The sequence below is a fragment of the Caballeronia sp. SL1002 genome (assembly GCF_057814995.1).
In genome coordinates, this window is sequence record NZ_JBYMUW010000002.1 from 3,126,540 (window position 1) to 3,151,147 (window position 24,608).

The 24,608-nt window shown below is 58.0% G+C and carries 15 protein-coding genes, 4 tRNA genes and 2 rRNA genes; all 21 read left to right on the forward strand.

What is annotated here, in order from left to right; all coding sequences use genetic code 11:
* Positions 1–81: 81 nt before the first annotated feature.
* The 21 genes from AC3D25_RS16845 (at position 82) to rpsJ (ending at position 24,600) form a co-directional block, all read left to right on the forward strand.
* A 23S ribosomal RNA gene (locus AC3D25_RS16845) occupies positions 82–2,961 on the forward strand.
* Positions 2,962–3,191: 230 nt separating this feature from the next.
* A 5S ribosomal RNA gene (gene rrf / locus AC3D25_RS16850) occupies positions 3,192–3,304 on the forward strand.
* Between the two features lie 149 nt (positions 3,305–3,453).
* A tRNA-Tyr gene (locus AC3D25_RS16855) sits at positions 3,454–3,539 on the forward strand.
* 41 nt (positions 3,540–3,580) lie between these two features.
* Positions 3,581–3,654: transfer RNA gene (locus AC3D25_RS16860), tRNA-Gly, on the forward strand.
* A 13-nt stretch (positions 3,655–3,667) separates the two neighbouring features.
* Positions 3,668–3,742, forward strand: a tRNA-Thr gene (locus AC3D25_RS16865).
* Between the two features lie 64 nt (positions 3,743–3,806).
* On the forward strand, positions 3,807–4,997 hold the full coding sequence (gene tuf, locus AC3D25_RS16870; RefSeq protein ID WP_488889483.1) for an elongation factor Tu: 1,191 nt from the start codon (positions 3,807–3,809) through the stop codon (positions 4,995–4,997).
* A gap of 67 nt (positions 4,998–5,064) precedes the next feature.
* A tRNA-Trp gene (locus AC3D25_RS16875) sits at positions 5,065–5,140 on the forward strand.
* 35 nt (positions 5,141–5,175) lie between these two features.
* The gene (gene secE, locus AC3D25_RS16880) at positions 5,176–5,556 is read left to right on the forward strand and encodes a preprotein translocase subunit SecE (protein ID WP_488889484.1); all 381 of its coding nucleotides are present in this window, start codon (positions 5,176–5,178) and stop codon (positions 5,554–5,556) included.
* 1 nt (position 5,557) lies between these two features.
* The gene (gene nusG / locus AC3D25_RS16885) at positions 5,558–6,115 is read left to right on the forward strand and encodes a transcription termination/antitermination protein NusG (protein ID WP_488889485.1); all 558 of its coding nucleotides are present in this window, start codon (positions 5,558–5,560) and stop codon (positions 6,113–6,115) included.
* A 151-nt stretch (positions 6,116–6,266) separates the two neighbouring features.
* On the forward strand, positions 6,267–6,698 hold the full coding sequence (gene rplK / locus AC3D25_RS16890; protein WP_488889486.1) for a 50S ribosomal protein L11: 432 nt from the start codon (positions 6,267–6,269) through the stop codon (positions 6,696–6,698).
* Positions 6,699–7,394, forward strand: coding sequence for a 50S ribosomal protein L1 (gene rplA / locus AC3D25_RS16895; protein ID WP_488889487.1), 696 nt, complete (start codon positions 6,699–6,701; stop codon positions 7,392–7,394).
* A gap of 300 nt (positions 7,395–7,694) precedes the next feature.
* Complete coding sequence (rplJ, locus tag AC3D25_RS16900) at positions 7,695–8,192, forward strand: 50S ribosomal protein L10 (RefSeq protein ID WP_488889488.1); 498 nt, start codon at positions 7,695–7,697, stop codon at positions 8,190–8,192.
* Between the two features lie 75 nt (positions 8,193–8,267).
* Positions 8,268–8,639, forward strand: a complete 372-nt coding sequence (gene rplL / locus AC3D25_RS16905; RefSeq protein ID WP_488889489.1) for a 50S ribosomal protein L7/L12 — start codon at positions 8,268–8,270, stop codon at positions 8,637–8,639.
* A 365-nt stretch (positions 8,640–9,004) separates the two neighbouring features.
* On the forward strand, positions 9,005–13,111 hold the full coding sequence (gene rpoB, locus AC3D25_RS16910; protein WP_488889490.1) for a DNA-directed RNA polymerase subunit beta: 4,107 nt from the start codon (positions 9,005–9,007) through the stop codon (positions 13,109–13,111).
* A 21-nt stretch (positions 13,112–13,132) separates the two neighbouring features.
* Positions 13,133–17,380 (forward strand): DNA-directed RNA polymerase subunit beta', encoded by a 4,248-nt coding sequence (gene rpoC / locus AC3D25_RS16915; RefSeq protein ID WP_488889491.1) that lies wholly within the window; start codon positions 13,133–13,135, stop codon positions 17,378–17,380.
* A 191-nt stretch (positions 17,381–17,571) separates the two neighbouring features.
* Positions 17,572–19,419: a DNA helicase RecQ gene (gene recQ, locus AC3D25_RS16920; RefSeq protein WP_488889492.1), complete on the forward strand. Its 1,848-nt coding sequence runs from the start codon at positions 17,572–17,574 to the stop codon at positions 19,417–19,419.
* Positions 19,420–19,652: 233 nt separating this feature from the next.
* Positions 19,653–20,033, forward strand: coding sequence for a 30S ribosomal protein S12 (rpsL, locus tag AC3D25_RS16925; protein ID WP_035935550.1), 381 nt, complete (start codon positions 19,653–19,655; stop codon positions 20,031–20,033).
* A 177-nt stretch (positions 20,034–20,210) separates the two neighbouring features.
* Positions 20,211–20,681, forward strand: a complete 471-nt coding sequence (gene rpsG / locus AC3D25_RS16930; RefSeq protein ID WP_006053291.1) for a 30S ribosomal protein S7 — start codon at positions 20,211–20,213, stop codon at positions 20,679–20,681.
* A 122-nt stretch (positions 20,682–20,803) separates the two neighbouring features.
* The gene (fusA, locus tag AC3D25_RS16935; protein WP_488889493.1) at positions 20,804–22,906 is read left to right on the forward strand and encodes an elongation factor G; all 2,103 of its coding nucleotides are present in this window, start codon (positions 20,804–20,806) and stop codon (positions 22,904–22,906) included.
* Positions 22,907–22,958: 52 nt separating this feature from the next.
* Positions 22,959–24,149, forward strand: a complete 1,191-nt coding sequence (tuf, locus tag AC3D25_RS16940; protein WP_488889483.1) for an elongation factor Tu — start codon at positions 22,959–22,961, stop codon at positions 24,147–24,149.
* A gap of 139 nt (positions 24,150–24,288) precedes the next feature.
* A complete protein-coding gene (gene rpsJ, locus AC3D25_RS16945; protein WP_031361584.1) occupies positions 24,289–24,600 on the forward strand; it encodes a 30S ribosomal protein S10 in 312 nt (103 codons plus the stop codon).
* Positions 24,601–24,608: the final 8 nt, after the last annotated feature.

Here is a 24,608-nt window from a genome sequence, read left to right on the forward strand (position 1 = left end):
GAATACGGCGCAACACGAATACTCAACCTATGGCGTTGTGGCGAAGTTCCCTACGGGGACACGGAGACACACTCGTTATAGGGTCAAGCGAACAAGTGCATGTGGTGGATGCCTTGGCGATCACAGGCGATGAAGGACGCGGTAGCCTGCGAAAAGCTACGGGGAGCTGGCAAACGAGCTTTGATCCGTAGATGTCCGAATGGGGAAACCCACTCCTAATGGAGTATCCATGACTGAATACATAGGTCATGCGAAGCGAACGCGGTGAACTGAAACATCTAAGTAACCGCAGGAAAAGAAATCAACCGAGATTCCCAGAGTAGTGGCGAGCGAAATGGGATCAGCCTGTACTCTTTATCTTCATTGTTAGTCGAAGGCTCTGGAAAGTGCCGCCATAGCAGGTGATAGCCCTGTAGACGAAAACAGCGAGGAAGAACTAGGTGTACGACAAGTAGGGCGGGACACGTGAAATCCTGTCTGAAGATGGGGGGACCATCCTCCAAGGCTAAATACTCGTGATCGACCGATAGTGAACCAGTACCGTGAGGGAAAGGCGAAAAGAACCCCGGGAGGGGAGTGAAATAGATCCTGAAACCGCATGCATACAAACAGTCGGAGCCTCGTAAGGGGTGACGGCGTACCTTTTGTATAATGGGTCAGCGACTTACGTTCAGTAGCAAGCTTAACTGATTAAGGCAGGCGTAGCGAAAGCGAGTCCGAATAGGGCGTTCAGTTGCTGGGCGTAGACCCGAAACCAAGTGATCTATCCATGGCCAGGTTGAAGGTGCGGTAACACGTACTGGAGGACCGAACCCACTAACGTTGAAAAGTTAGGGGATGAGCTGTGGATAGGGGTGAAAGGCTAAACAAACTTGGAAATAGCTGGTTCTCTCCGAAAACTATTTAGGTAGTGCCTCGTGTATCACCTTCGGGGGTAGAGCACTGTCATGGTTGTGGGGTCCATTGCGGATTACTACGCCATAGCAAACTCCGAATACCGAAGAGTGCAATCACGGGAGACAGACATCGGGTGCTAACGTCCGGTGTCAAGAGGGAAACAACCCAGACCGCCAGCTAAGGTCCCAAAGATTGGCTAAGTGGGAAACGAAGTGGGAAGGCTAAAACAGTCAGGAGGTTGGCTTAGAAGCAGCCATCCTTTAAAGAAAGCGTAATAGCTCACTGATCGAGTCGTCCTGCGCGGAAGATGTAACGGGGCTCAAGCCAGTCACCGAAGCTGCGGATGCATATTTATATGCATGGTAGGAGAGCGTTCCGTAAGCCTGCGAAGGTGCATTGAAAAGTGCGCTGGAGGTATCGGAAGTGCGAATGCTGACATGAGTAGCGATAAAGGGGGTGAAAAGCCCCCTCGCCGTAAGCCCAAGGTTTCCTACGCAACGTTCATCGGCGTAGGGTGAGTCGGCCCCTAAGGCGAGGCAGAAATGCGTAGCTGATGGGAAGCAGGTTAATATTCCTGCACCATTGTTAGATGCGATGGGGGGACGGATCGCGGAAGGTTGTCCGGGTGTTGGAAGTCCCGGTCCTTGCATTGGAGAAGGCGCTTAGGCAAATCCGGGCGCGGAATTCAAGGGTGTGAGGCCATTCACTTAGGTGAAGAAGCAATCGGAAGTGGTTCCAAGAAAAGCCTCTAAGCTTCAGTCTAACAAGACCGTACCGCAAACCGACACAGGTGGGCGAGATGAGTATTCTAAGGCGCTTGAGAGAACTCGGGAGAAGGAACTCGGCAAATTGGTACCGTAACTTCGGGATAAGGTACGCCCTTGTAGCTTGACTGGCCTGCGCCAGGAGGGTGAGAGGGTTGCAATAAACTGGTGGCTGCGACTGTTTAATAAAAACACAGCACTCTGCAAACACGAAAGTGGACGTATAGGGTGTGACGCCTGCCCGGTGCCGGAAGATTAAATGATGGGGTGCAAGCTCTTGATTGAAGTCCCGGTAAACGGCGGCCGTAACTATAACGGTCCTAAGGTAGCGAAATTCCTTGTCGGGTAAGTTCCGACCTGCACGAATGGCGTAACGATGGCCACACTGTCTCCTCCCGAGACTCAGCGAAGTTGAAGTGTTTGTGATGATGCAATCTCCCCGCGGCTAGACGGAAAGACCCCATGAACCTTTACTGTAGCTTTGCATTGGACTTTGAACCGATCTGTGTAGGATAGGTGGGAGGCTATGAAACCGGAACGCTAGTTTCGGTGGAGCCGTCCTTGAAATACCACCCTGGTTTGTTTGAGGTTCTAACCTTGGCCCGTGATCCGGGTCGGGGACAGTGCATGGTAGGCAGTTTGACTGGGGCGGTCTCCTCCCAAAGTGTAACGGAGGAGTACGAAGGTACGCTAGGTACGGTCGGAAATCGTGCTGATAGTGCAATGGCATAAGCGTGCTTAACTGCGAGACCGACAAGTCGAGCAGGTGCGAAAGCAGGTCATAGTGATCCGGTGGTTCTGTATGGAAGGGCCATCGCTCAACGGATAAAAGGTACTCTGGGGATAACAGGCTGATACCGCCCAAGAGTTCATATCGACGGCGGTGTTTGGCACCTCGATGTCGGCTCATCTCATCCTGGGGCTGTAGCCGGTCCCAAGGGTATGGCTGTTCGCCATTTAAAGAGGTACGTGAGCTGGGTTTAAAACGTCGTGAGACAGTTTGGTCCCTATCTGCCGTGGGCGTTGGATATTTGAAGGGGGCTGCTCCTAGTACGAGAGGACCGGAGTGGACGAACCTCTGGTGTACCGGTTGTCACGCCAGTGGCATCGCCGGGTAGCTATGTTCGGAAGAGATAACCGCTGAAAGCATCTAAGCGGGAAACTCGCCTTAAGATGAGATATCCCTGGGGCTTCGAGCCCCTTGAAGGGTCGTTCTAGACCAGGACGTTGATAGGTCAGGTGTGGAAGTGCAGTAATGCATTAAGCTAACTGATACTAATTGCCCGTAAGGCTTGATCCTATAACCAGTGTGTTTTACGTCATGAGTGAGTCCTGTAGCGCTTACTCAGGACCACCCCCGAAGGGGGTACGTCATGCACACCCAGGTTGAGATTAAGTGTTGTGCCCAATACAAGCACAGCCCAAGTAACACCAGTAACACCGAACGCGTTTAACCTGCGCAGTTCGACTACTTCTTCCCAGATTGGTTGTGGACGTTTCTCCCAAGAAACGACGCAACAACAAGTCATGCCTGATGACCATAGCGAGTCGGTACCACCCCTTCCCATCCCGAACAGGACCGTGAAACGACTCTACGCCGATGATAGTGCGGGTTCCCGTGTGAAAGTAGGTAATCGTCAGGCTCCTTATGCAGGATCGCCTAAACCCCACCCCAAAAAGGTGGGGTTTTTGCGTTTCAGCAACTCTCTATAAGTGAGAGCCTCAGACAAGGCGGAATAAACAAGATGCTTGACATGGTCGTGTTGTTCCTCCATAATCGAAAGTTCTCTGCGGAGGGGTGCCCGAGCGGCTAAAGGGGGCAGACTGTAAATCTGTTGGCTTACGCCTACGTTGGTTCGAATCCAACCTCCTCCACCAGAATTCTTGTAGTAACGGTTGTTGGGAATCGTTAGACCCGTGCGGGTGTAGCTCAATGGTAGAGCAGAAGCCTTCCAAGCTTATGACGAGGGTTCGATTCCCTTCACCCGCTCCAGCATTATGGTTGCGCCCATGTGGCTCAGTGGTAGAGCACTCCCTTGGTAAGGGAGAGGTCAGCAGTTCGATCCTGCTCATGGGCACCAGCAATTCAGTCTAGCCGGTTTGCGCGCGGCGCAAGGTACGGAAAAATCCTGTTAGGAGTCGAAAATGGCAAAAGGTAAATTCGAACGGACCAAGCCGCACGTGAACGTGGGCACGATCGGTCACGTCGATCACGGCAAGACCACGCTGACGGCAGCGATCGCGACGGTTCTGTCGGCGAAGTTCGGCGGCGAAGCGAAGGCGTATGACCAGATTGACGCGGCACCGGAAGAAAAGGCGCGCGGCATCACGATCAACACGGCACACGTCGAGTACGAAACGCAAAATCGTCACTACGCGCACGTTGACTGTCCGGGCCACGCCGACTACGTGAAGAACATGATCACGGGTGCAGCGCAGATGGACGGCGCGATCCTGGTGTGTTCGGCCGCTGACGGCCCGATGCCGCAAACGCGTGAGCACATCTTGTTGGCTCGCCAGGTTGGCGTGCCGTACATCATCGTGTTCCTGAACAAGTGCGACATGGTCGACGACGCCGAGCTGCTCGAGCTGGTCGAAATGGAAGTGCGCGAGCTTCTGTCGAAGTACGATTTCCCGGGCGACGACACGCCGATCATCAAGGGTTCGGCCAAGCTGGCGCTGGAAGGCGACAAGGGCGAGCTGGGCGAAGTGGCGATCATGAGCCTGGCCGACGCGCTGGACACGTACATCCCGACGCCGGAACGCGCGATCGACGGTACGTTCCTGATGCCGGTGGAAGACGTGTTCTCGATCTCGGGTCGCGGCACGGTGGTGACGGGTCGTATCGAGCGCGGTGTTGTGAAGGTCGGCGAGGAAATCGAAATCATCGGCATCAAGCCGACGGTGAAGACGACCTGCACGGGTGTGGAAATGTTCCGCAAGCTGCTGGATCAAGGTCAAGCGGGCGACAACGTTGGTATCTTGCTGCGCGGCACGAAACGTGAAGACGTGGAGCGTGGTCAAGTTCTGGCGAAGCCGGGCTCGATCAACCCGCACACGCACTTCACGGCTGAAGTGTACGTTCTGAGCAAGGATGAAGGCGGTCGTCACACGCCGTTCTTCAACAACTACCGTCCCCAGTTCTACTTCCGCACGACGGACGTGACGGGTTCGATCGAGTTGCCGAAGGACAAGGAAATGGTCATGCCGGGCGACAACGTGTCGATCACGGTGAAGCTGATCAACCCGATCGCGATGGAAGAAGGTCTGCGCTTCGCCATCCGCGAAGGCGGTCGTACCGTCGGCGCTGGTGTCGTTGCTAAGATTCTCGAGTAAAAGCCAGGTGGTTGCTCGATAATCGGTAGTTTCGGGGTTGGCGGCACCGTCGACCCCAAAATGGTTTAGGGGTATAGCTCAACTGGCAGAGCGTCGGTCTCCAAAACCGAAGGTTGGGGGTTCGATTCCCTCTGCCCCTGCCACAATTCTCGCGCCCAGTGGCGCTGCTTAAGGTGTTATGGCGAATCCTTCCGTCGAAACTGTAAATACTTCCGGCGACAAGATGATGTTGACCGCGGGTGTATTGTTGGTATTGGCCGGGTTCGTGGGTTTCTTCTGGCTCAGTAGCCAGGAGTGGTACGTTCGCGGCGCCGCGCTTGCTGTCGGCCTGATCGCGGGTGTCGCGGTCGGTCTTCTCTCTGCACCGGGGAAGGGATTCATCGCCTTCGCCAAGGATTCGTACAAGGAAGTCCGCAAGGTCGTCTGGCCGACTCGTAAAGAGGCTACTCAGACAACGTTGGTGGTTTTCGCGTTTGTGCTGATCATGGCCATTTTTCTTTGGCTTAGCGATAAGTCGATCGAATGGGTGATTTTCTCGGTGATTCTGGGTTGGAAATGATATGAGCGATACTCCGGCATCTCCGAGCGGAAAACGTTGGTATGTCGTGCATGCGTATTCTGGAATGGAAAAAAGCGTGCAGCGTGCGCTCCAGGAACGCATCGATCGAGCCGGCATGCAGGACCAATTTGGCCAAATCCTTGTCCCGACCGAAGAGGTCGTCGAGGTTAAGGGTGGTCACAAGTCAGTAACCGAACGTCGTTTTTTCCCAGGCTATGTCTTGGTTGAGATGGAAATGACGGACGAGACATGGCACTTGGTGAAGAATACAGCCAAGGTGACCGGCTTTGTCGGTGGGGCGCGAAATAGGCCGAGTCCGATCTCTCCGCGTGAAGTCGAAAAAATCATGTCGCAGATGCAAGAAGGTGTCGAGAAGCCGCGGCCGAAGACGCTTTTCGAAGTCGGTGAGATGGTGCGAGTGAAGGATGGTCCGTTCACTGATTTCAACGGAAACGTCGAAGAAGTGAACTACGAGAAATCTCGAGTTCGCGTGTCGGTGACAATTTTCGGACGCTCGACACCGGTTGAACTTGAGTTCGGTCAGGTCGAAAAGCTGTAAAATTTCGAATTCTCGCGCGACGTGCTTAATGCTCGTCGCGCGATTCGCGCTTACGGTCCGCGTAATGGCCGTTGAGGAGCGTCAGTATCCGAGTCGGAGAACGCGCGTTATCACTCACCGAACGCTAACGCGTTCTGCAGAGGTTTTCAACATGGCAAAGAAAATCATCGGCTTTATCAAACTGCAGATTCCTGCAGGTAAAGCCAATCCGTCGCCGCCGGTTGGTCCGGCGCTGGGCCAGCGCGGCCTGAACATCATGGAGTTCTGCAAGGCGTTCAACGCGCAGACTCAAGCGATGGAGCCGGGTTTGCCGGTGCCGGTCGTGATCACGGCATTCGCGGACAAGAGCTTCACGTTCATCATGAAGACGCCGCCGGCTACCGTTCTGATCAAGAAGGCGGCCAAGCTCGACAAGGGATCGGCTAAGCCGAACAGCGCGAAGGTCGGTAACATCACCCGCGCTCAAGCCGAAGAAATCGCGAAGACCAAGATGCCTGATCTGACGGCAGCTGATCTGGACGCAGCAGTTCGGACGATCGCAGGCAGCGCGCGTTCGATGGGCATCACCGTGGAGGGCGTGTAAATGGCTAAGCTTTCTAAACGCCTTCAGGCGTTCGCCAACAAGGTTGACGCACAAAAGTTGTACCCGATCGACGACGCGCTGAGTATCGTCAAGGAATGCGCAAGCGCGAAGTTCGATGAGTCGATCGACGTGGCAGTGCAACTCGGCATTGACGCGAAGAAGTCGGACCAAGTGGTTCGCGGCTCGGTCGTGCTGCCGGCAGGTACCGGTAAGTCGGTTCGCGTTGCAGTGTTCGCTCAAGGCGAGAAGGCCGAGCAAGCTCGTGCCGCTGGCGCTGAGATCGTCGGTATGGAAGATCTGGCCGAACAAGTTAAGGCCGGTAACCTGAACTTCGACGTCGTGATCGCTTCGCCGGACACGATGCGCGTTGTTGGTACGTTGGGCCAGATCCTCGGTCCGCGCGGCCTGATGCCGAATCCGAAAGTTGGTACGGTGACGGCCGACGTTGCCCAGGCAGTCAAGAACGCCAAAGCGGGTCAGGTGCAATTCCGTGTCGACAAGGGCGGTATCATCCACGCTACGATCGGTCGCGCTTCGTTCGAATCCGCTTCGCTGCGCAGCAACCTGTCGGCGCTGGTCGAGGCTCTGCAAAAAGCAAAGCCGGCGACGAGCAAGGGCGTGTACCTCCGCAAGATCGCACTGTCGAGCACCATGGGTGTCGGCGTGCGCGTCGATCAAGGTACGCTCGCTCAGTAAAAAATCATGCGCTCGCTCATGCTGTTTGAAATGTGCGAGCGTTAAGGGCTTTGGGCGGTTGCAAGTCGGAGCATTGAACTGCAACCGGTTGTCAAAGACCGTTGGTGGGCACACAGCAGGTAGGTGTGGCCTTAATTCAAGCCAACGCAGATGGCGAACCCGGAACGGTTTTGTAGTCGTTGAAGTCGGTTGTCGTGCGCTTCGCGGTGCACACCAGCTGATCGAAATACTCCTAACAGGTCGGACGCCGTTGTTGAACGCGACGCGCCAAGTCGGTGCGTCGAATCTGGAGGTTTAACCGTGCCACTGAACAAAGAAGATAAGCAGGCAGTAGTCGCTGAAGTCGCCGCGCAAGTCGCGAAGGCTCAGACGATGGTGCTCGCTGAGTATCGTGGGATCACGGTTGGCGATCTGACCAAGCTGCGCGCGAAAGCGCGTGAGCAACAGGTGTATCTCCGCGTGTTGAAGAACACGCTGGCGCGTCGCGCTGTCGAAGGTACCCCGTTCGCTCCGCTGGCTGAGCAGATGACCGGTCCTCTGATCTACGGCATCTCGGAAGATGCAATTGCTGCTGCCAAGGTCGTTCACGACTTCGGCAAAAGCAATGACAAGTTGATCATCAAGGCTGGTTCCTACGAAGGCAACGTGATGGACAAGGCGGGCGTGCAAGCGCTGGCCAGCATCCCGAGCCGCGAAGAACTGCTCTCGAAGCTGCTGTACGTTATGCAGGCACCTGTTTCCGGCTTTGCTCGCGGTCTCGCGGCACTGGCTGAAAAGAAGCAAGCTGAAGCTGCTTAACGTATCGCGCTCGGAAGCCTGGTTAGGCTTACAAGATCGCTAGCTGTATCCGAATTCAATTTAGGAGTATTTCAAATGGCAATCGCAAAAGAAGACATCCTCGAAGCAGTCAGCTCGATGTCGGTTCTGGAACTGAACGAACTGGTCAAGGCGTTCGAAGAAAAATTCGGCGTGTCGGCTGCAGCAGTTGCTGTTGCTGGCCCTGCAGGCGGCGCAGCTGCTGCTGTGGAAGAACAAACCGAATTCACGGTCAACCTGACGGAAGTCGGCGCGAACAAGGTTTCGGTTATTAAGGCCGTTCGTGAACTGACGGGTCTCGGCCTGAAGGAAGCGAAGGACCTGGTCGACGGCGCACCGAAGCCTGTTAAGGAATCGGTACCGAAGGCTGCTGCCGAAGAAGCGAAGAAGAAGCTGGAAGAAGCAGGCGCGAAGGCTGAAATCAAGTAAGTGTTGTTGCGCTGTGCTAAGGCTGGCGGTTTCCACCGCCGGCCTTTTTGTGCTTTGTGGGGCTAACGTTTTTTCGAGTAAGTTTCGGGAATAACGCCCACGTAGATGCCAAAGAGAATTGTCGGCTGGAAGTTTTTTCCGATACTTCTCTTTGTCTTCTGAAGCGACTGCAGAAGGCAAGTTTGGTCGGGTAGCGGGCAACACAGGCATCCGCTGCCGTCAGCCAGCGGTTGGTAGCGGCCAACCACCAAGCTTCTAGGCTCGTTCGTCCTCCCCGGGCGTATGACGAGTCTCAGTCGGTGAACACCGGGTCGTGTCATCGAGGTATCCCGCCTCGGCAACGCCCGCCGTGATTCGGAGATCGTATGCAATATTCCTTCACCGAGAAGAAGCGTATTCGCAAGAGTTTCGCGAAGCGCCCCATCGTTCACCAAGTTCCCTTCTTGCTGGCTACCCAGCTTGAATCATTCAGCACGTTTCTGCAAGCCGAGTCCGTCGCGACTCAGCGTAAGGCAGAAGGTCTGCAAGCAGCGTTTTCCTCAGTTTTCCCGATCGTCTCGCACAATGGTTTCGCGCGTCTCGAGTTCGTAAGCTACATGCTGTCGCCGCCGGCGTTCAACATCAAGGAATGTCAGCAGCGTGGCCTGACTTACTGTTCCGCCTTGCGCGCCAAAGTGCGCTTGGTGCTGCTCGACAAGGAGTCGCCGAGCAAGCCGGTCGTCAAGGAAGTGAAGGAACAGGAAGTGTACATGGGTGAAATTCCGCTCATGACGCCGACAGGTTCGTTCGTGATCAACGGTACGGAACGCGTGATCGTCTCGCAGCTGCATCGTTCGCCGGGCGTGTTCTTCGAGCACGACAAGGGCAAGACGCACAGCTCGGGCAAGCTGTTGTTCTCGGCTCGTATCATTCCTTACCGCGGTTCGTGGCTCGACTTCGAATTCGATCCGAAAGACGTGTTGTATTTCCGCGTCGACCGTCGTCGGAAAATGCCGGTCACGATCTTGCTGAAGGCAATCGGCCTGACGCCGGAACAGATCCTCGCGAACTTCTTCGTGTTCGACAACTTCGCGCTGATGGGCGAAGGCGCGCAAATGGAATTCGTGCCGGAGCGTCTGCGCGGGGAAGTCGCGCGCTTCGACATCCAGGATCGCGAAGGTAATGTGATCGTCCAGAAGGACAAGCGGATCAACGCGAAGCACATTCGCGACCTCGAGAACGCGAAGACGAAGTTCATCTCGGTTCCGGAAGACTATTTGCTCGGCCGCGTGCTGGCGAAGAATGTGGTCGACGGCGATACGGGCGAAGTGATCGCGAACGCGAACGAAGAAATCACGGAAACCGTGCTTGAGAAACTGCGCGAGTCGAAGGTGAAGGACATCCAGACGCTCTACACGAACGATCTGGATCAAGGTCCGTACATTTCGTCGACGCTGCGTATCGACGAAACCGCTGACCGCATGGCCGCGCGCATCGCGATTTACCGCATGATGCGTCCGGGCGAACCGCCGACGGAAGAAGCCGTCGAGGCGCTGTTCAACCGCCTGTTCTACAGCGAAGACGCGTACGACCTCTCGAAGGTGGGTCGTATGAAGTTCAATCGCCGCGTTGGCCGCGATGAAATCATCGGACCGATGACGCTGCAGGACGACGACATCCTCGCCACGATCAAGATCCTGGTCGAACTGCGTAACGGCAAGGGCGAAGTGGACGATATCGACCACTTGGGCAATCGTCGCGTGCGTTGCGTCGGCGAACTCGCCGAGAACCAGTTCCGTGCCGGTCTCGTGCGTGTCGAACGCGCTGTGAAGGAACGTCTGGGTCAGGCGGAAAGCGAAAACCTGATGCCGCACGACCTGATCAACTCGAAGCCGATTTCGTCGGCGATTCGCGAGTTCTTCGGTTCGTCGCAGTTGTCGCAGTTCATGGACCAAACCAACCCGCTGTCGGAAATCACCCACAAGCGCCGTGTTTCGGCTCTTGGCCCGGGCGGTTTGACGCGTGAGCGTGCTGGCTTTGAAGTTCGCGACGTGCATCCGACGCACTATGGCCGCGTGTGCCCGATTGAAACGCCGGAAGGTCCGAACATCGGCCTGATCAACTCGCTCGCGCTTTACGCGCACCTGAACGAATACGGCTTCCTCGAAACGCCGTATCGCAAGGTCGTGGACAGCAAGGTGACGGATCAGATCGACTATCTGTCGGCGATCGAAGAAGGCCGTTACGTGATCGCGCAGGCGAATGCCGCGATGAGCAGCGACGGCACGCTGACCGACGAACTGGTTTCGTCGCGTGAAGCGGGCGAAACGCTGATGGTCACGCCGGACCGCATCCAGTACATGGACGTGGCGCCGTCGCAGATCGTTTCGGTTGCAGCATCGCTGATTCCGTTCCTCGAGCACGACGACGCGAACCGCGCGTTGATGGGTTCGAACATGCAGCGTCAGGCCGTTCCTTGCCTGCGTCCTGAAAAGGCCGTGGTCGGTACGGGTATCGAGCGCACGGTGGCAGTCGACTCGGGTACGACGGTTCAGGCGTTCCGCGGCGGTCTGGTCGATTATGTCGATGCCGGCCGTATCGTGATTCGCGCGAACGACGACGAAGCAGTAGCGGGCGATGTCGGTGTCGATATCTACAACCTGATCAAGTACACGCGTTCGAACCAGAACACGAACATCAACCAGCGCCCGATCGTGAAGGTCGGCGACAAGGTGTCGCGCGGCGACGTGCTGGCGGATGGTGCATCGACCGACCTGGGCGAATTGGCGCTCGGTCAGAACATGCTCGTCGCGTTCATGCCGTGGAACGGCTACAACTTCGAAGACTCGATCCTGATCTCGGAAAAAGTCGTGGCGGATGACCGTTACACGTCGATCCACATCGAAGAACTGAACGTCGTGGCACGTGACACGAAGCTCGGACCGGAAGAAATCACGCGCGACATCTCGAACCTGGCCGAAGTGCAACTTGGCCGTCTCGACGAATCGGGCATCGTGTACATCGGCGCTGAAGTCGAAGCGGGCGACGTGCTGGTCGGCAAGGTGACGCCGAAGGGCGAAACCCAACTGACGCCGGAAGAAAAGCTGCTGCGCGCCATTTTCGGTGAGAAGGCGTCGGACGTGAAGGACACGTCGCTGCGCGTGCCGTCGGGCATGAGCGGCACGGTGATCGACGTGCAGGTGTTCACGCGCGAAGGCATCACGCGCGACAAGCGCGCACAGCAGATCATCGACGACGAACTGAAGCGCTATCGTCTCGACTTGAACGACCAGCTGCGTATCGTGGAAGGCGACGCATTCTCGCGTCTCGCGCGTATGCTGAACGGCAAGATCGCAAACGGCGGTCCGAAGAAGCTGGCGAAGGGCACGGCGATCGACCTGCCGTACCTGGAAGATCTGGACCATTACCACTGGTTCGACATCCGCCTGGCGGACGAAGAAGCAGCGGCGCAGCTCGAAGCCATCAAGGATTCGATCGAGCAGAAGCGTCACCAGTTCGACCTCGCGTTCGAAGAAAAGCGCAAAAAGCTGACGCAAGGCGACGAATTGCCGCCGGGCGTGCTGAAGATGGTGAAGGTTTATCTGGCCGTGAAGCGTCGTCTGCAACCGGGCGACAAGATGGCCGGCCGTCACGGTAACAAGGGTGTCGTGTCGAAGATCGTGCCGATCGAAGACATGCCGTACATGGCCGACGGCCGTCCGGCTGACGTCGTGCTCAACCCGCTCGGCGTGCCGTCGCGGATGAACGTGGGTCAGATTCTCGAAGTGCATCTGGGCTGGGCCGCGAAGGGTCTCGGCTGGCGTATCGGCGAAATGCTCCAGCGTCAGGCGAAGATCGAAGAGCTGCGCATTTTCCTGACCAAGATCTACAACGAGTCGGGCCGTGCCGAAGAGCTGGACAGCTTCAGCGACGACGAAATCGTCGAACTGGCGAAGAACCTGCGCGAAGGTGTTCCGTTTGCAACGCCGGTGTTCGACGGCGCGACGGAAGGCGAAATGGAGCGTGCGCTCGATCTGGCATTCCCGGACGACATCGCGAAGCAACTGGGCATGACGAAGTCGAAGAACCAGGTGCAGTTGAGCGATGGCCGCACGGGCGAGCCGTTCGAACGGACGGTTACCGTTGGCTACATGCATTACCTGAAGCTGCACCACTTGGTCGACGACAAGATGCACGCACGTTCGACCGGTCCGTACTCGCTCGTCACGCAGCAGCCGCTGGGTGGTAAGGCGCAGTTCGGTGGTCAGCGTTTCGGTGAGATGGAAGTGTGGGCGCTCGAAGCGTATGGCGCGTCGTATGTGCTGCAAGAAATGCTGACCGTCAAGTCGGACGACGTGAATGGCCGTACCAAGGTTTATGAGAACCTGGTGAAGGGTGATCACGTAATCGACGCCGGCATGCCTGAGTCGTTCAATGTGTTGGTGAAGGAAATCCGGTCGCTCGGTATCGACATCGACCTGGACCGGAACTAATCGGACTACTGGAGAGAAGCGATGAAAGCTTTGCTCGATCTATTCAAGCAAGTCCAACAAGAAGAAGTATTCGACGCGATCAAGATCGGTCTGGCGTCGCCAGACAAGATCCGTTCGTGGTCGTTCGGTGAAGTGAAGAAGCCCGAAACCATCAATTACCGGACGTTCAAGCCGGAGCGCGATGGTCTTTTCTGCGCGAAGATCTTCGGGCCGATCAAGGACTACGAATGCCTTTGCGGCAAGTACAAGCGCCTCAAGCATCGCGGCGTGATCTGCGAAAAGTGCGGCGTTGAAGTCACGCTCGCCAAGGTGCGTCGCGAACGGATGGGCCACATCGAACTGGCCTCGCCGGTTGCGCACATCTGGTTCCTGAAGTCGCTGCCGTCGCGTCTGGGCATGGTGCTCGACATGACGCTGCGTGACATCGAACGCGTGCTGTACTTCGAAGCGTATGTGGTGATCGAACCGGGTATGACGCCGCTGAAAGCGCGGCAGATCATGACCGAAGAGGATTACTACAACAAGGTCGAAGAATACGGCGACGAATTCCGTGCCGAAATGGGTGCGGAAGGCGTGCGTGAACTGCTGCGCGCGATCAACATCGACGAGCAGGTCGAGATGCTCCGTACCGAACTCAAGAACACGGGTTCGGAAGCGAAGATCAAGAAGTACGCGAAGCGCCTGAAAGTGCTCGAGGCATTCCAGCGTTCGGGCATCAAGCCCGACTGGATGGTGCTCGAAGTGCTGCCGGTGCTGCCGCCGGAACTGCGTCCGCTCGTGCCGCTCGACGGCGGCCGTTTCGCGACGTCGGACCTGAACGACCTGTATCGCCGCGTGATCAACCGTAACAACCGGTTGAAGCGTCTGCTCGAACTGAAAGCGCCTGAAATCATCGTCCGCAACGAAAAGCGGATGCTGCAGGAAGCCGTCGATTCGTTGCTCGATAACGGTCGTCGCGGTAAGGCCATGACCGGCGCGAACAAGCGTCCGCTGAAGTCGCTCGCTGACATGATCAAGGGTAAGGGCGGTCGTTTCCGTCAGAACTTGCTCGGTAAGCGCGTCGACTATTCGGGCCGTTCGGTGATCGTGGTCGGTCCGACGCTCAAGCTGCATCAGTGCGGTTTGCCGAAGCTGATGGCGCTCGAACTGTTCAAGCCTTTCATCTTCAATAAGCTGGAAGTGATGGGCGTCGCGACCACCATCAAGGCCGCGAAGAAGGAAGTCGAGAACCAGACGCCGGTGGTGTGGGACATTCTCGAAGAAGTCATTCGCGAACATCCGGTCATGCTGAACCGTGCGCCGACGCTTCACCGTCTTGGCATTCAGGCTTTCGAGCCAGTGCTGATCGAAGGTAAGGCGATTCAGTTGCACCCGCTCGTTTGCGCGGCGTTCAACGCCGACTTCGACGGTGACCAGATGGCTGTTCACGTTCCGCTGTCGCTCGAAGCGCAGATGGAAGCGCGCACGCTGATGCTGGCGTCGAACAATATTCTGTTCCCGGCCAACGGCGATCCGTCGATCGTGCCGTCGCAGGATATCGTGCTCGGCCTTTACTACGCATCGCGCGAAGCGGTGAACGGCAAGGGCGAAGGCATGACGTTCACGGGCGTGTCGGAAGCGATCCGCGCGTACGAGAACAAGGAAGTCGAGCTGGCATCGCGCGTCAACGTGCGGATCACGGAAATGGTCCATAACGAAGACCAGAGCGAAGGCGCGCCGAAGTTCGTGCCGAAGATCTCGTTGTTCGCTACCACGGTCGGCCGTTCGATCCTGTCGGAAATTTTGCCGCCGGGTCTGCCGTTCACGGTGCTGAACAAGCCGCTGAAGAAGAAGGAAATTTCGCGCCTGATCAACACGGCATTCCGCAAGTGCGGTTTGCGCGAAACGGTGATCTTCGCCGACCAGCTGATGCAGATGGGTTTCCGTCTCGCAACGCGCGCCGGTATTTCGATTTGCGTCGACGACATGCTCGTGCCGCCGCAGAAAGAAACCATCGTCGGCGACGCTGCGAAGAAGGTGAAGGAATACGACCGTCAGTACATGTCGGGTCTCGTTACCGCGCAGGAACGCTACAACAACGTGGTCGACATCTGGTCGGCGACGTCGGAAGCGGTCGGCAAGGCGATGATGGAGCAGCTCGCGACGGAGCCGGTGGTCGATCGCGACGGCAATCAGACGAAGCAGGAATCGTTCAACTCGATCTACATGATGGCCGACTCGGGCGCGCGCGGTTCCGCGGTGCAGATTCGTCAGCTGGCCGGTATGCGTGGCCTGATGGCGAAGCCGGACGGCTCGATTATCGAGACGCCGATTACGGCGAACTTCCGCGAAGGCCTGAACGTGTTGCAGTACTTCATCTCGACCCACGGTGCACGTAAGGGTCTGGCTGATACGGCACTGAAGACGGCGAACTCGGGTTATCTGACGCGTCGTCTGGTGGACGTGACGCAGGATCTGGTCGTGGTCGAGGACGATTGCGGCACGACCAACGGCGTGGCGATGAAGGCGCTGGTGGAAGGCGGTGAAGTGGTCGAAGCGCTGCGTGACCGGATTCTCGGTCGTGTTGCGGTGGCTGACGTCGTCAATCCGGAATCGCAGGAAACGCTGTACGAATCGGGCTCGCTGCTCGACGAAGACGCGGTAGAAGAAATCGAACGCCTCGGTATCGACGAAGTGCGCGTGCGTACGCCGCTGACCTGCGAAACGCGTTACGGCCTGTGCGCAAGCTGCTACGGCCGCGACCTGGGTCGTGGCTCGCGCGTGAACGTCGGCGAAGCGGTCGGCGTGATCGCGGCGCAGTCGATCGGTGAGCCGGGCACACAGTTGACGATGCGTACGTTCCACATCGGCGGTGCGGCATCGCGTGCGGCAATCGCTTCGTCGGTTGAAGCGAAGAGCAACGGCACGGTGCGCTTTACGGCGACGATGCGTTACGTTACCAACGCGAAGGGCGAACAAGTCGTCATTTCGCGTTCGGGCGAAGCGATCATCGCCGACGATCTCGGTCGTGAGCGCGAACGTCACAAAATCCCGTACGGCGCGACGCTGCTGCAACTCGACGGCGCGCAGATCAAGGCCGGTACGCAACTGGCCCAGTGGGATCCGCTGACGCGTCCGATCATCACCGAGTGGGGCGGTACGGTGAAGTTCGAGAACGTCGAGGAAGGCGTGACGGTTGCGAAGCAGATCGACGATGTGACGGGGCTGTCCACGCTCGTCGTGATCGACGTGAAGCGTCGTGGCTCGCAGGCTGCCAAGAGTGTTCGTCCGCAGGTCAAGCTGCTCGACCCGCAGGGCGAGGAAGTGAAGATCCCGAACACCGAGCATTCGGTGCAGATCGGCTTCCAGGTCGGCGCACTGATCACCGTGAAGGATGGTCAGCAGGTGCAGGTCGGTGAAGTGCTGGCACGTATCCCGGTTGAAGCGCAGAAAACGCGTGACATTACCGGTGGTCTGCCGCGCGTGGCCGAGTTGTTCGAAGCGCGCTCGCCGAAGGACGCCGGCATTCTGGCGGAAGTCACGGGCACGACGTCGTTCGGCAAGGACACGAAGGGCAAGCAGCGTCTCGTGATTACGGACCTGGAAGGCGAACAGCACGAGTTCCTGATCGCGAAGGAAAAGCAGGTTTTGGTTCACGATGGTCAGGTCGTCAACAAGGGCGAAATGATCGTGGACGGTCCGGCCGATCCGCACGACATCCTGCGTTTGCAGGGTATCGAAGCGCTGTCGCGTTACATCGTGGACGAAGTGCAGGACGTGTACCGTCTGCAGGGCGTGAAGATCAACGACAAGCACATCGAAGTGATCGTGCGTCAGATGTTGCGTCGTGTTCAGATCGTCGACAACGGCGATACGCGTTTCATCATGGGCGAACAAGTCGAACGTTCGGACATGCTGGACGAGAACGACCGCATGGCCGCGGAAGACAAGATCCCCGCGACCTACGAGAACGTGTTGCTCGGTATCACGAAGGCTTCGCTCTCGACCGATTCGTTCATCTCGGCGGCTTCCTTCCAGGAAACGACGCGCGTGCTGACCGAAGCGGCAATCATGGGCAAGCGTGACGATCTGCGCGGTCTGAAGGAAAACGTGATCGTCGGCCGTCTGATTCCGGCCGGTACGGGTCTCGCGTTCCACAAGGCGCGCAAGAGCCGCGAGTTGGCCGATCGTCAACGTTTCGACCAGATTGCAGCGGAAGAATCGTTCGATTTCGGCACGCCCGAGGCCGCACCCGCCGCGCCTGCGGAACAGCAACATCCGGCAGAGTAAGTTCGCTGCCTCGGGCCTTCAGCGCCCGAGCTTCGCGAACTGAACGCTAGCCGTCAGGAGCCGCCCGGTTTTCACCGGGCGGCTTTTTTTTCGCCTTGTCCGATTGGCTAACGCGCATTTATCGCGGGGCTTATGCGCGTGGTCGTTGGTAAAATCACGCATTCACGCTCCTGACGCACTCCGTCCCTTCCATGTCCCGTTCGCTCGAAATCCTTAATGAAATATTCGGCTATCCCGCTTTTCGGGGGCAGCAGGGCGACATCGTCGAACACGTAGCCGCCGGCGGCGACTCGCTCGTCCTAATGCCGACGGGCGGCGGCAAGTCGTTGTGCTATCAGATTCCGTCGCTGGTGCGGCGTGAAGCGGGGTTTGGCGCGGGCATCGTGGTTTCGCCGTTGATCGCGCTCATGTCCGATCAGGTCGCCGCGTTGACCGAGGTCGGCGTGCGCGCGGCTTATCTGAATTCGACGCTGTCCAGCGCCGAAGCCGCAGCGACCGAGCGCGCGCTGCGCAACGGCGAGATCGATCTCCTTTACGTCGCGCCAGAACGCCTGATGACGCCGCGCTTTCTCGAATTGCTGGAAAGCGCGCGCATCGGCCTTTTCGCCATCGATGAAGCGCACTGCGTGTCGCAATGGGGGCATGATTTCCGGCCGGAATACATCAAGTTGTCGGTGCTGCATGAGCGGTTTCCGTCGGTTCCGCGTATCGCGCTGACCGCCACCGCCGACGCAATCACGCGCGATGAAATCGTGCATCGCCTGGCGCTCGACGACGCGCGCATCTTCGTTTCGAGCTTCGATCGCCCGAATATCCGTTATCGGATTGTCGAGAAGGACAACGCGCGCTCGCAACTGCTCGACTTTATCCGCGCGGAACACACGAATAAGGACGGCACGACCGACGCCGGCGTCATTTACTGCCTGTCCCGGCGGAAGGTCGAAGAAACTGCGGAGTGGCTGAAAAATCAGGGCATGCATGCGTTGCCGTACCACGCGGGGATGGAATTCGAGACGCGGCAGAAGCACCAGGAAATGTTTCAGCGCGAGGAGGGCGTCGTGATGTGCGCGACGATCGCGTTCGGCATGGGGATCGACAAGCCGGACGTGCGTTTCGTGGCGCACCTGGATTTGCCGAAGAGTGTCGAAGGGTATTACCAGGAAACGGGCCGCGCGGGCCGCGACGGAATGCCTGCCAACGCGTGGATGGCGTACGGCCTCGGGGACGTCGTTCAGCAGCGCAAAATGATCGACGAATCCGACGCCGACGATACGCACAAACGCGTTCAAGGCGGCAAGCTCGACGCGTTGCTCGGGCTCTGCGAGGCGGCGTCGTGCCGGCGCGTGCGGCTGCTCGCCTATTTCGGCGAGGCGAGCGCCCCGTGCGGCAACTGCGACACCTGCTTAGAGCCGCCGGCATCATGGGACGCGACGCGTGAGGCGCAAATGGCGCTTTCCTGCGTTTATCGCGCGTTCAAGGCGAGCGGATTCCACTTCGGCGCCGGGCATTTGATCGACATCTTGCGAGGCAACCGTACCGAGAAAATTCTTCAGCGCGGACACGAAAAGCTGACGACCTTCGGGATCGGCGCGGCTTTGTCCGAGCCGGAATGGCGCGCGGCGTTCCGGCAACTGGTCGCCTTCGGCTATCTCGCCATCGACCACGACGGTTTCGGCGCTCTCGTGTTAACCGACACCAGCAAGCCCGTGCTTAAAGGCGAGCAGAACGTGACGCTGCGCAAGTACGTCAAGCCGACGCGCACGCGACAGTCGTCGGGACGCACCGGCGAGCGCGCCGATCCGACGGCCGGCATGTCGCCGCGCGAGAAGGCGCGCTGGGACCGCCTGCGAACCTGGCGGGCCGAAACGGCCAAGAGCGACGGCGTGCCGGCCTACGTGATTTTCCATGACGCGACGCTCGCGGAGATCGCGCGGAACGATCCCGATTCAATCGACGATCTGCGCAATATTCCGGGTATCGGCGCGCGTAAATTGGATCGCTTCGGCGATGAACTACTCGAAGTGGCTGGCGCGGATTGAGGTCCAGGAGTATTTGCCGGAACGCACGCGGGGTCGAAAAGCGTGCAACCTATTGACCGGATTAGGTTTTCCCGACTATTATGCTAGGTTCTCGTCTTTGGACTTGATGCGCGCGCGTTTGAAGGTTAATTAGACGTGCGCCAGCAACGTCCACGGCAAGAAGTTCGATACGCACTTTTCCTCGCTTTGCCCGATAAAAGTGCGTCGATTTTGATCAATTTCAGGAATAGACAATGCCAACCATCAATCAATTGGTTCGCAAAGGCCGCGCTTCCGAAACAGTGAAGAGCAAGTCGCCGGCTTTGCAGGACTGCCCGCAGCGTCGCGGCGTGTGCACGCGTGTGTACACGACGACGCCGAAGAAGCCGAACTCGGCACTTCGTAAAGTTGCAAAAGTTCGTCTGACGAATGGCTTCGAAGTCATCTCGTACATCGGTGGTGAAGGCCACAACCTGCAGGAACACTCGGTCGTGCTGATCCGCGGCGGACGTGTGAAGGACTTGCCGGGTGTGCGTTACCACATGGTTCGCGGCTCGCTGGATACCCAGGGCGTCAAGGATCGTAAGCAAGCTCGCTCGAAGTACGGTGCGAAGCGCGCTAAGGCTGGCAAGTAAGCTGCCGGTCAGAAGTTTCACGTTGCCTGTCACAGGGCGTTCAAGCGGTAGTGCCGGAACTGCCGGTGCTGTCGAGTAAGTGGTCACCCGGCCAAGCTGGTTAGTCAACTGAGATGGATCGGGTTTGTTGGTGGCCGCGGGGCTCTAAGCTCCAACTGAAAAGTTAAAGGAAGAAACATGCCGCGTCGTCGCGAAGTCCCCAAGCGGGAAGTGTTGCCGGATCCGAAATTCGGTAACGTTGATGTAGCCAAGTTCATGAATGTACTGATGCTCTCCGGCAAGAAGTCGGTTGCCGAGCGTATCGTGTACGGCGCTTTTGAGCAGATCCAGACCAAGGGTGGCAAGGACCCGCTGGAAGTGTTCACGGTTGCGCTCAACAACGTAAAGCCGGTCGTCGAAGTGAAGAGCCGTCGCGTTGGTGGTGCAAACTATCAGGTTCCGGTTGAAGTGCGCCCGTCGCGTCGTATGGCATTGGCGATGCGTTGGTTGCGTGAAGCCGCGAAGAAGCGCAGCGAAAAGTCGATGGCCCTGCGTCTGGCAGGTGAACTCTCGGAAGCGGCTGAAGGCCGTGGCGGCGCAATGAAGAAGCGCGACGAAGTTCACCGGATGGCAGAAGCCAACAAGGCGTTCTCGCATTTCCGTTTCTAAGCGTCCCGACCTAGGTCGAACGGAAAAACTTCCGGGCGGGTGCGCTTCTAAAGCGCCTCGCCCGTTTGTGTTAGGACGCAGCAGGCATCAGCCTGCAGCGTCGACCCAATAAAGGATTTAAAGTGGCTCGTAAGACACCTATCGAGCGCTACCGTAACATCGGTATTAGCGCTCACATCGACGCCGGCAAGACGACGACGACCGAGCGCATCCTGTTCTACACGGGCGTGAACCACAAGATTGGTGAAGTTCACGACGGTGCAGCAACGATGGACTGGATGGAGCAGGAGCAGGAGCGCGGCATCACCATTACGTCGGCAGCAACGACGGCGTTCTGGAAGGGCATGGCGGGCGACCGCGCCGAGCACCGCATCAACATCATCGACACCCCGGGCCACGTCGACTTCACGATTGAAGTCGAGCGCTCGATGCGCGTGCTCGACGGTGCGTGCATGGTCTATTGCGCCGTGGGTGGCGTGCAGCCGCAGTCGGAAACCGTTTGGCGCCAAGCCAACAAGTACAAGGTTCCCCGCCTCGCGTTCATCAACAAGATGGACCGTACGGGCGCGAACTTCTTCAAGGTTTACGACCAGCTCAAGCTTCGTCTGAAGGCCAATCCCGTTCCCGTCGTGGTGCCGATCGGCGCAGAAGACACGTTCACGGGCGTGGTCGACCTGATCAAGATGAAGGCGATCATTTGGGATGAAGCGTCCCAAGGCACGAAGTTCTCGTATGAAGAGATCCCGGCTGAACTCGTCGACACGTGCAACGAATGGCGTGAAAAGATGATCGAAGCGGCGGCCGAGTCGACCGAAGATTTGATGAACAAGTACCTCGAGTCGGGCGAACTGACCGAAACGGAAATCATCAAGGGCCTGCGCGACCGTACGATCGCTTGCGAAATTCAGCCGATGCTGTGCGGCACCGCGTTCAAGAACAAGGGCGTGCAACGGATGCTGGACGCCGTGCTCGATTTCCTGCCGTCGCCGATCGACATTCCCCCGGTCACGGGCGAACTCGAAAACGGTGAAAAGGCTGAGCGTCGCGCAGCTGACGATGAGAAGTTCTCGTCGCTCGCGTTCAAGATCATGACCGACCCGTTCGTCGGCCAGTTGATCTTCTTCCGCGTGTACTCGGGAACGACCAAGTCGGGCGACACGCTGCTGAACGCGACCAAGGACAAGAAGGAACGTCTCGGTCGTATTCTGCTGATGCACGCGAACCAGCGCGAAGAAATCAAGGAAGTGCACGCGGGCGACATTGCTGCTGCAGTCGGCCTCAAAGACGCGACCACGGGCGACACGCTTTGCGATCCGCTGCACCCGATCGTGCTCGAGCGCATGATTTTCCCGGAGCCGGTGATTTCGCAGGCTGTTGAGCCGAAGACGAAGCCTGACCAGGAAAAGATGGGTCTGGCGTTGAACCGTCTCGCTCAGGAAGATCCGTCGTTCCGCGTTCAGACCGACGAAGAGTCGGGCCAGACCATTATTTCGGGTATGGGCGAGCTCCACCTCGAAATTCTGGTCGATCGGATGAAGCGCGAATTCGGCGTGGAAGCCACAGTTGGCAAGCCGCAAGTTGCTTATCGCGAAACGATTCGCGGCAAGGCGGAAGACGTCGACGGCAAGTTCGTCAAGCAGTCGGGTGGTCGCGGCCAATACGGTCACGCGGTCATCACGCTGGAGCCGAACGAGCAGGGCAAGGGATACGAGTTCCTGGACGAGATCAAGGGCGGCGTGATTCCGCGCGAATACATCCCGGCAGTCGACAAGGGTATTCAGGAAACGCTGAAGGCTGGCGTGCTGGCAGGCTTCCCGGTCGTTGACGTGAAGGTTCACCTGACGTTCGGTTCGTACCACGACGTTGACTCGAACGAAAACGCGTTCCGCATGGCCGGCTCGATGGCGTTCAAGGAAGCAATGCGCAAGGCTCAGCCGGTCATCCTCGAACCGATGATGGCCGTTGAAGTCGAAACGCCGGAAGACTACATGGGCAACGTGATGGGCGACTTGTCGAGCCGTCGCGGTATCGTGCAGGGCATGGAAGACATGATTGGTGGCGGAAAGATCGTTCGTGCCGAAGTGCCGCTGTCGGAAATGTTTGGCTATTCGACGTCGTTGCGCTCTGCGACACAAGGCCGCGCTACGTACACGATGGAATTCAAGCACTACTCCGAAGCTCCGCGTAACGTTGCTGACGCGATCATCAACGCGAAATCCAAGTAATTCGGCTGGCTGCAAGTCTCTAACCGATCAACATTTTTGAAAGAAGGCAATCATGGCAAAAGGTAAATTCGAACGGACCAAGCCGCACGTGAACGTGGGCACGATCGGTCACGTCGATCACGGCAAGACCACGCTGACGGCAGCGATCGCGACGGTTCTGTCGGCGAAGTTCGGCGGCGAAGCGAAGGCGTATGACCAGATTGACGCGGCACCGGAAGAAAAGGCGCGCGGCATCACGATCAACACGGCACACGTCGAGTACGAAACGCAAAACCGTCACTACGCGCACGTTGACTGCCCGGGCCACGCCGACTACGTGAAGAACATGATCACGGGTGCAGCGCAGATGGACGGCGCGATCCTGGTGTGTTCGGCCGCTGACGGCCCGATGCCGCAAACGCGTGAGCACATCTTGTTGGCTCGCCAGGTTGGCGTGCCGTACATCATCGTGTTCCTGAACAAGTGCGACATGGTCGACGACGCCGAGCTGCTCGAGCTGGTCGAAATGGAAGTGCGCGAGCTTCTGTCGAAGTACGATTTCCCGGGCGACGACACGCCGATCATCAAGGGTTCGGCCAAGCTGGCGCTGGAAGGCGACAAGGGCGAGCTGGGCGAAGTGGCGATCATGAGCCTGGCCGACGCGCTGGACACGTACATCCCGACGCCGGAACGCGCGATCGACGGTACGTTCCTGATGCCGGTGGAAGACGTGTTCTCGATCTCGGGTCGCGGCACGGTGGTGACGGGTCGTATCGAGCGCGGTGTTGTGAAGGTCGGCGAGGAAATCGAAATCATCGGCATCAAGCCGACGGTGAAGACGACCTGCACGGGTGTGGAAATGTTCCGCAAGCTGCTGGATCAAGGTCAAGCGGGCGACAACGTTGGTATCTTGCTGCGCGGCACGAAACGTGAAGACGTGGAGCGTGGTCAAGTTCTGGCGAAGCCGGGCTCGATCAACCCGCACACGCACTTCACGGCTGAAGTGTACGTTCTGAGCAAGGATGAAGGCGGTCGTCACACGCCGTTCTTCAACAACTACCGTCCCCAGTTCTACTTCCGCACGACGGACGTGACGGGTTCGATCGAGTTGCCGAAGGACAAGGAAATGGTCATGCCGGGCGACAACGTGTCGATCACGGTGAAGCTGATCAACCCGATCGCGATGGAAGAAGGTCTGCGCTTCGCCATCCGCGAAGGCGGTCGTACCGTCGGCGCTGGTGTCGTTGCTAAGATTCTCGAGTAAGATATCGGACTGCGCCGACGTCACGGCGCACTTGTAGTGGTGCCCGGAGCCGGGCGCCCGCCCTCCGCGGGCGTCCGGCTTCACGCTCTTTTACCAAATCGGCGATGCAACATCGCCTCGCTCTTTTTTAGGAATTGTCATGGCAAACCAGAAAATCCGTATTCGTCTGAAGGCGTTCGACTATCGTTTGATCGATCAATCGGCAGCCGAGATCGTCGACACCGCGAAGCGGACTGGCGCAATCGTTCGTGGTCCGGTGCCTTTGCCGACTCGTATTCAGCGTTTCGACATCCTGCGTTCACCGCACGTCAACAAGACGTCGCGCGATCAGCTCGAAATCCGTACGCACCAACGCCTGATGGACATCGTCGATCCGACGGACAAGACCGTGGACGCGCTGATGAAGCTCGACCTGCCGGCTGGCGTCGACGTCGAAATCAAACTGCAGTAACGCAGCAA

Bases quoted from the DNA above. Each gene is read 5' to 3' on its own strand.
- rpoB (WP_488889490.1), top strand. From the start codon at position 9,005: ATGCAATATTCCTTCACCGAGAAGAAGCGTATTCGCAAGAGTTTCGCG.
- tuf (WP_488889483.1), top strand. From the start codon at position 3,807: ATGGCAAAAGGTAAATTCGAACGGACCAAGCCGCACGTGAACGTGGGC.
- secE (WP_488889484.1), top strand. From the start codon at position 5,176: ATGGCGAATCCTTCCGTCGAAACTGTAAATACTTCCGGCGACAAGATG.
- nusG (WP_488889485.1), top strand. From the start codon at position 5,558: ATGAGCGATACTCCGGCATCTCCGAGCGGAAAACGTTGGTATGTCGTG.
- rplK (WP_488889486.1), top strand. From the start codon at position 6,267: ATGGCAAAGAAAATCATCGGCTTTATCAAACTGCAGATTCCTGCAGGT.
- rplA (WP_488889487.1), top strand. From the start codon at position 6,699: ATGGCTAAGCTTTCTAAACGCCTTCAGGCGTTCGCCAACAAGGTTGAC.
- rpsL (WP_035935550.1), top strand. From the start codon at position 19,653: ATGCCAACCATCAATCAATTGGTTCGCAAAGGCCGCGCTTCCGAAACA.
- tuf (WP_488889483.1), top strand. From the start codon at position 22,959: ATGGCAAAAGGTAAATTCGAACGGACCAAGCCGCACGTGAACGTGGGC.
- rpoC (WP_488889491.1), top strand. From the start codon at position 13,133: ATGAAAGCTTTGCTCGATCTATTCAAGCAAGTCCAACAAGAAGAAGTA.
- rpsG (WP_006053291.1), top strand. From the start codon at position 20,211: ATGCCGCGTCGTCGCGAAGTCCCCAAGCGGGAAGTGTTGCCGGATCCG.
- rpsJ (WP_031361584.1), top strand. From the start codon at position 24,289: ATGGCAAACCAGAAAATCCGTATTCGTCTGAAGGCGTTCGACTATCGT.
- recQ (WP_488889492.1), top strand. From the start codon at position 17,572: ATGTCCCGTTCGCTCGAAATCCTTAATGAAATATTCGGCTATCCCGCT.
- rplL (WP_488889489.1), top strand. From the start codon at position 8,268: ATGGCAATCGCAAAAGAAGACATCCTCGAAGCAGTCAGCTCGATGTCG.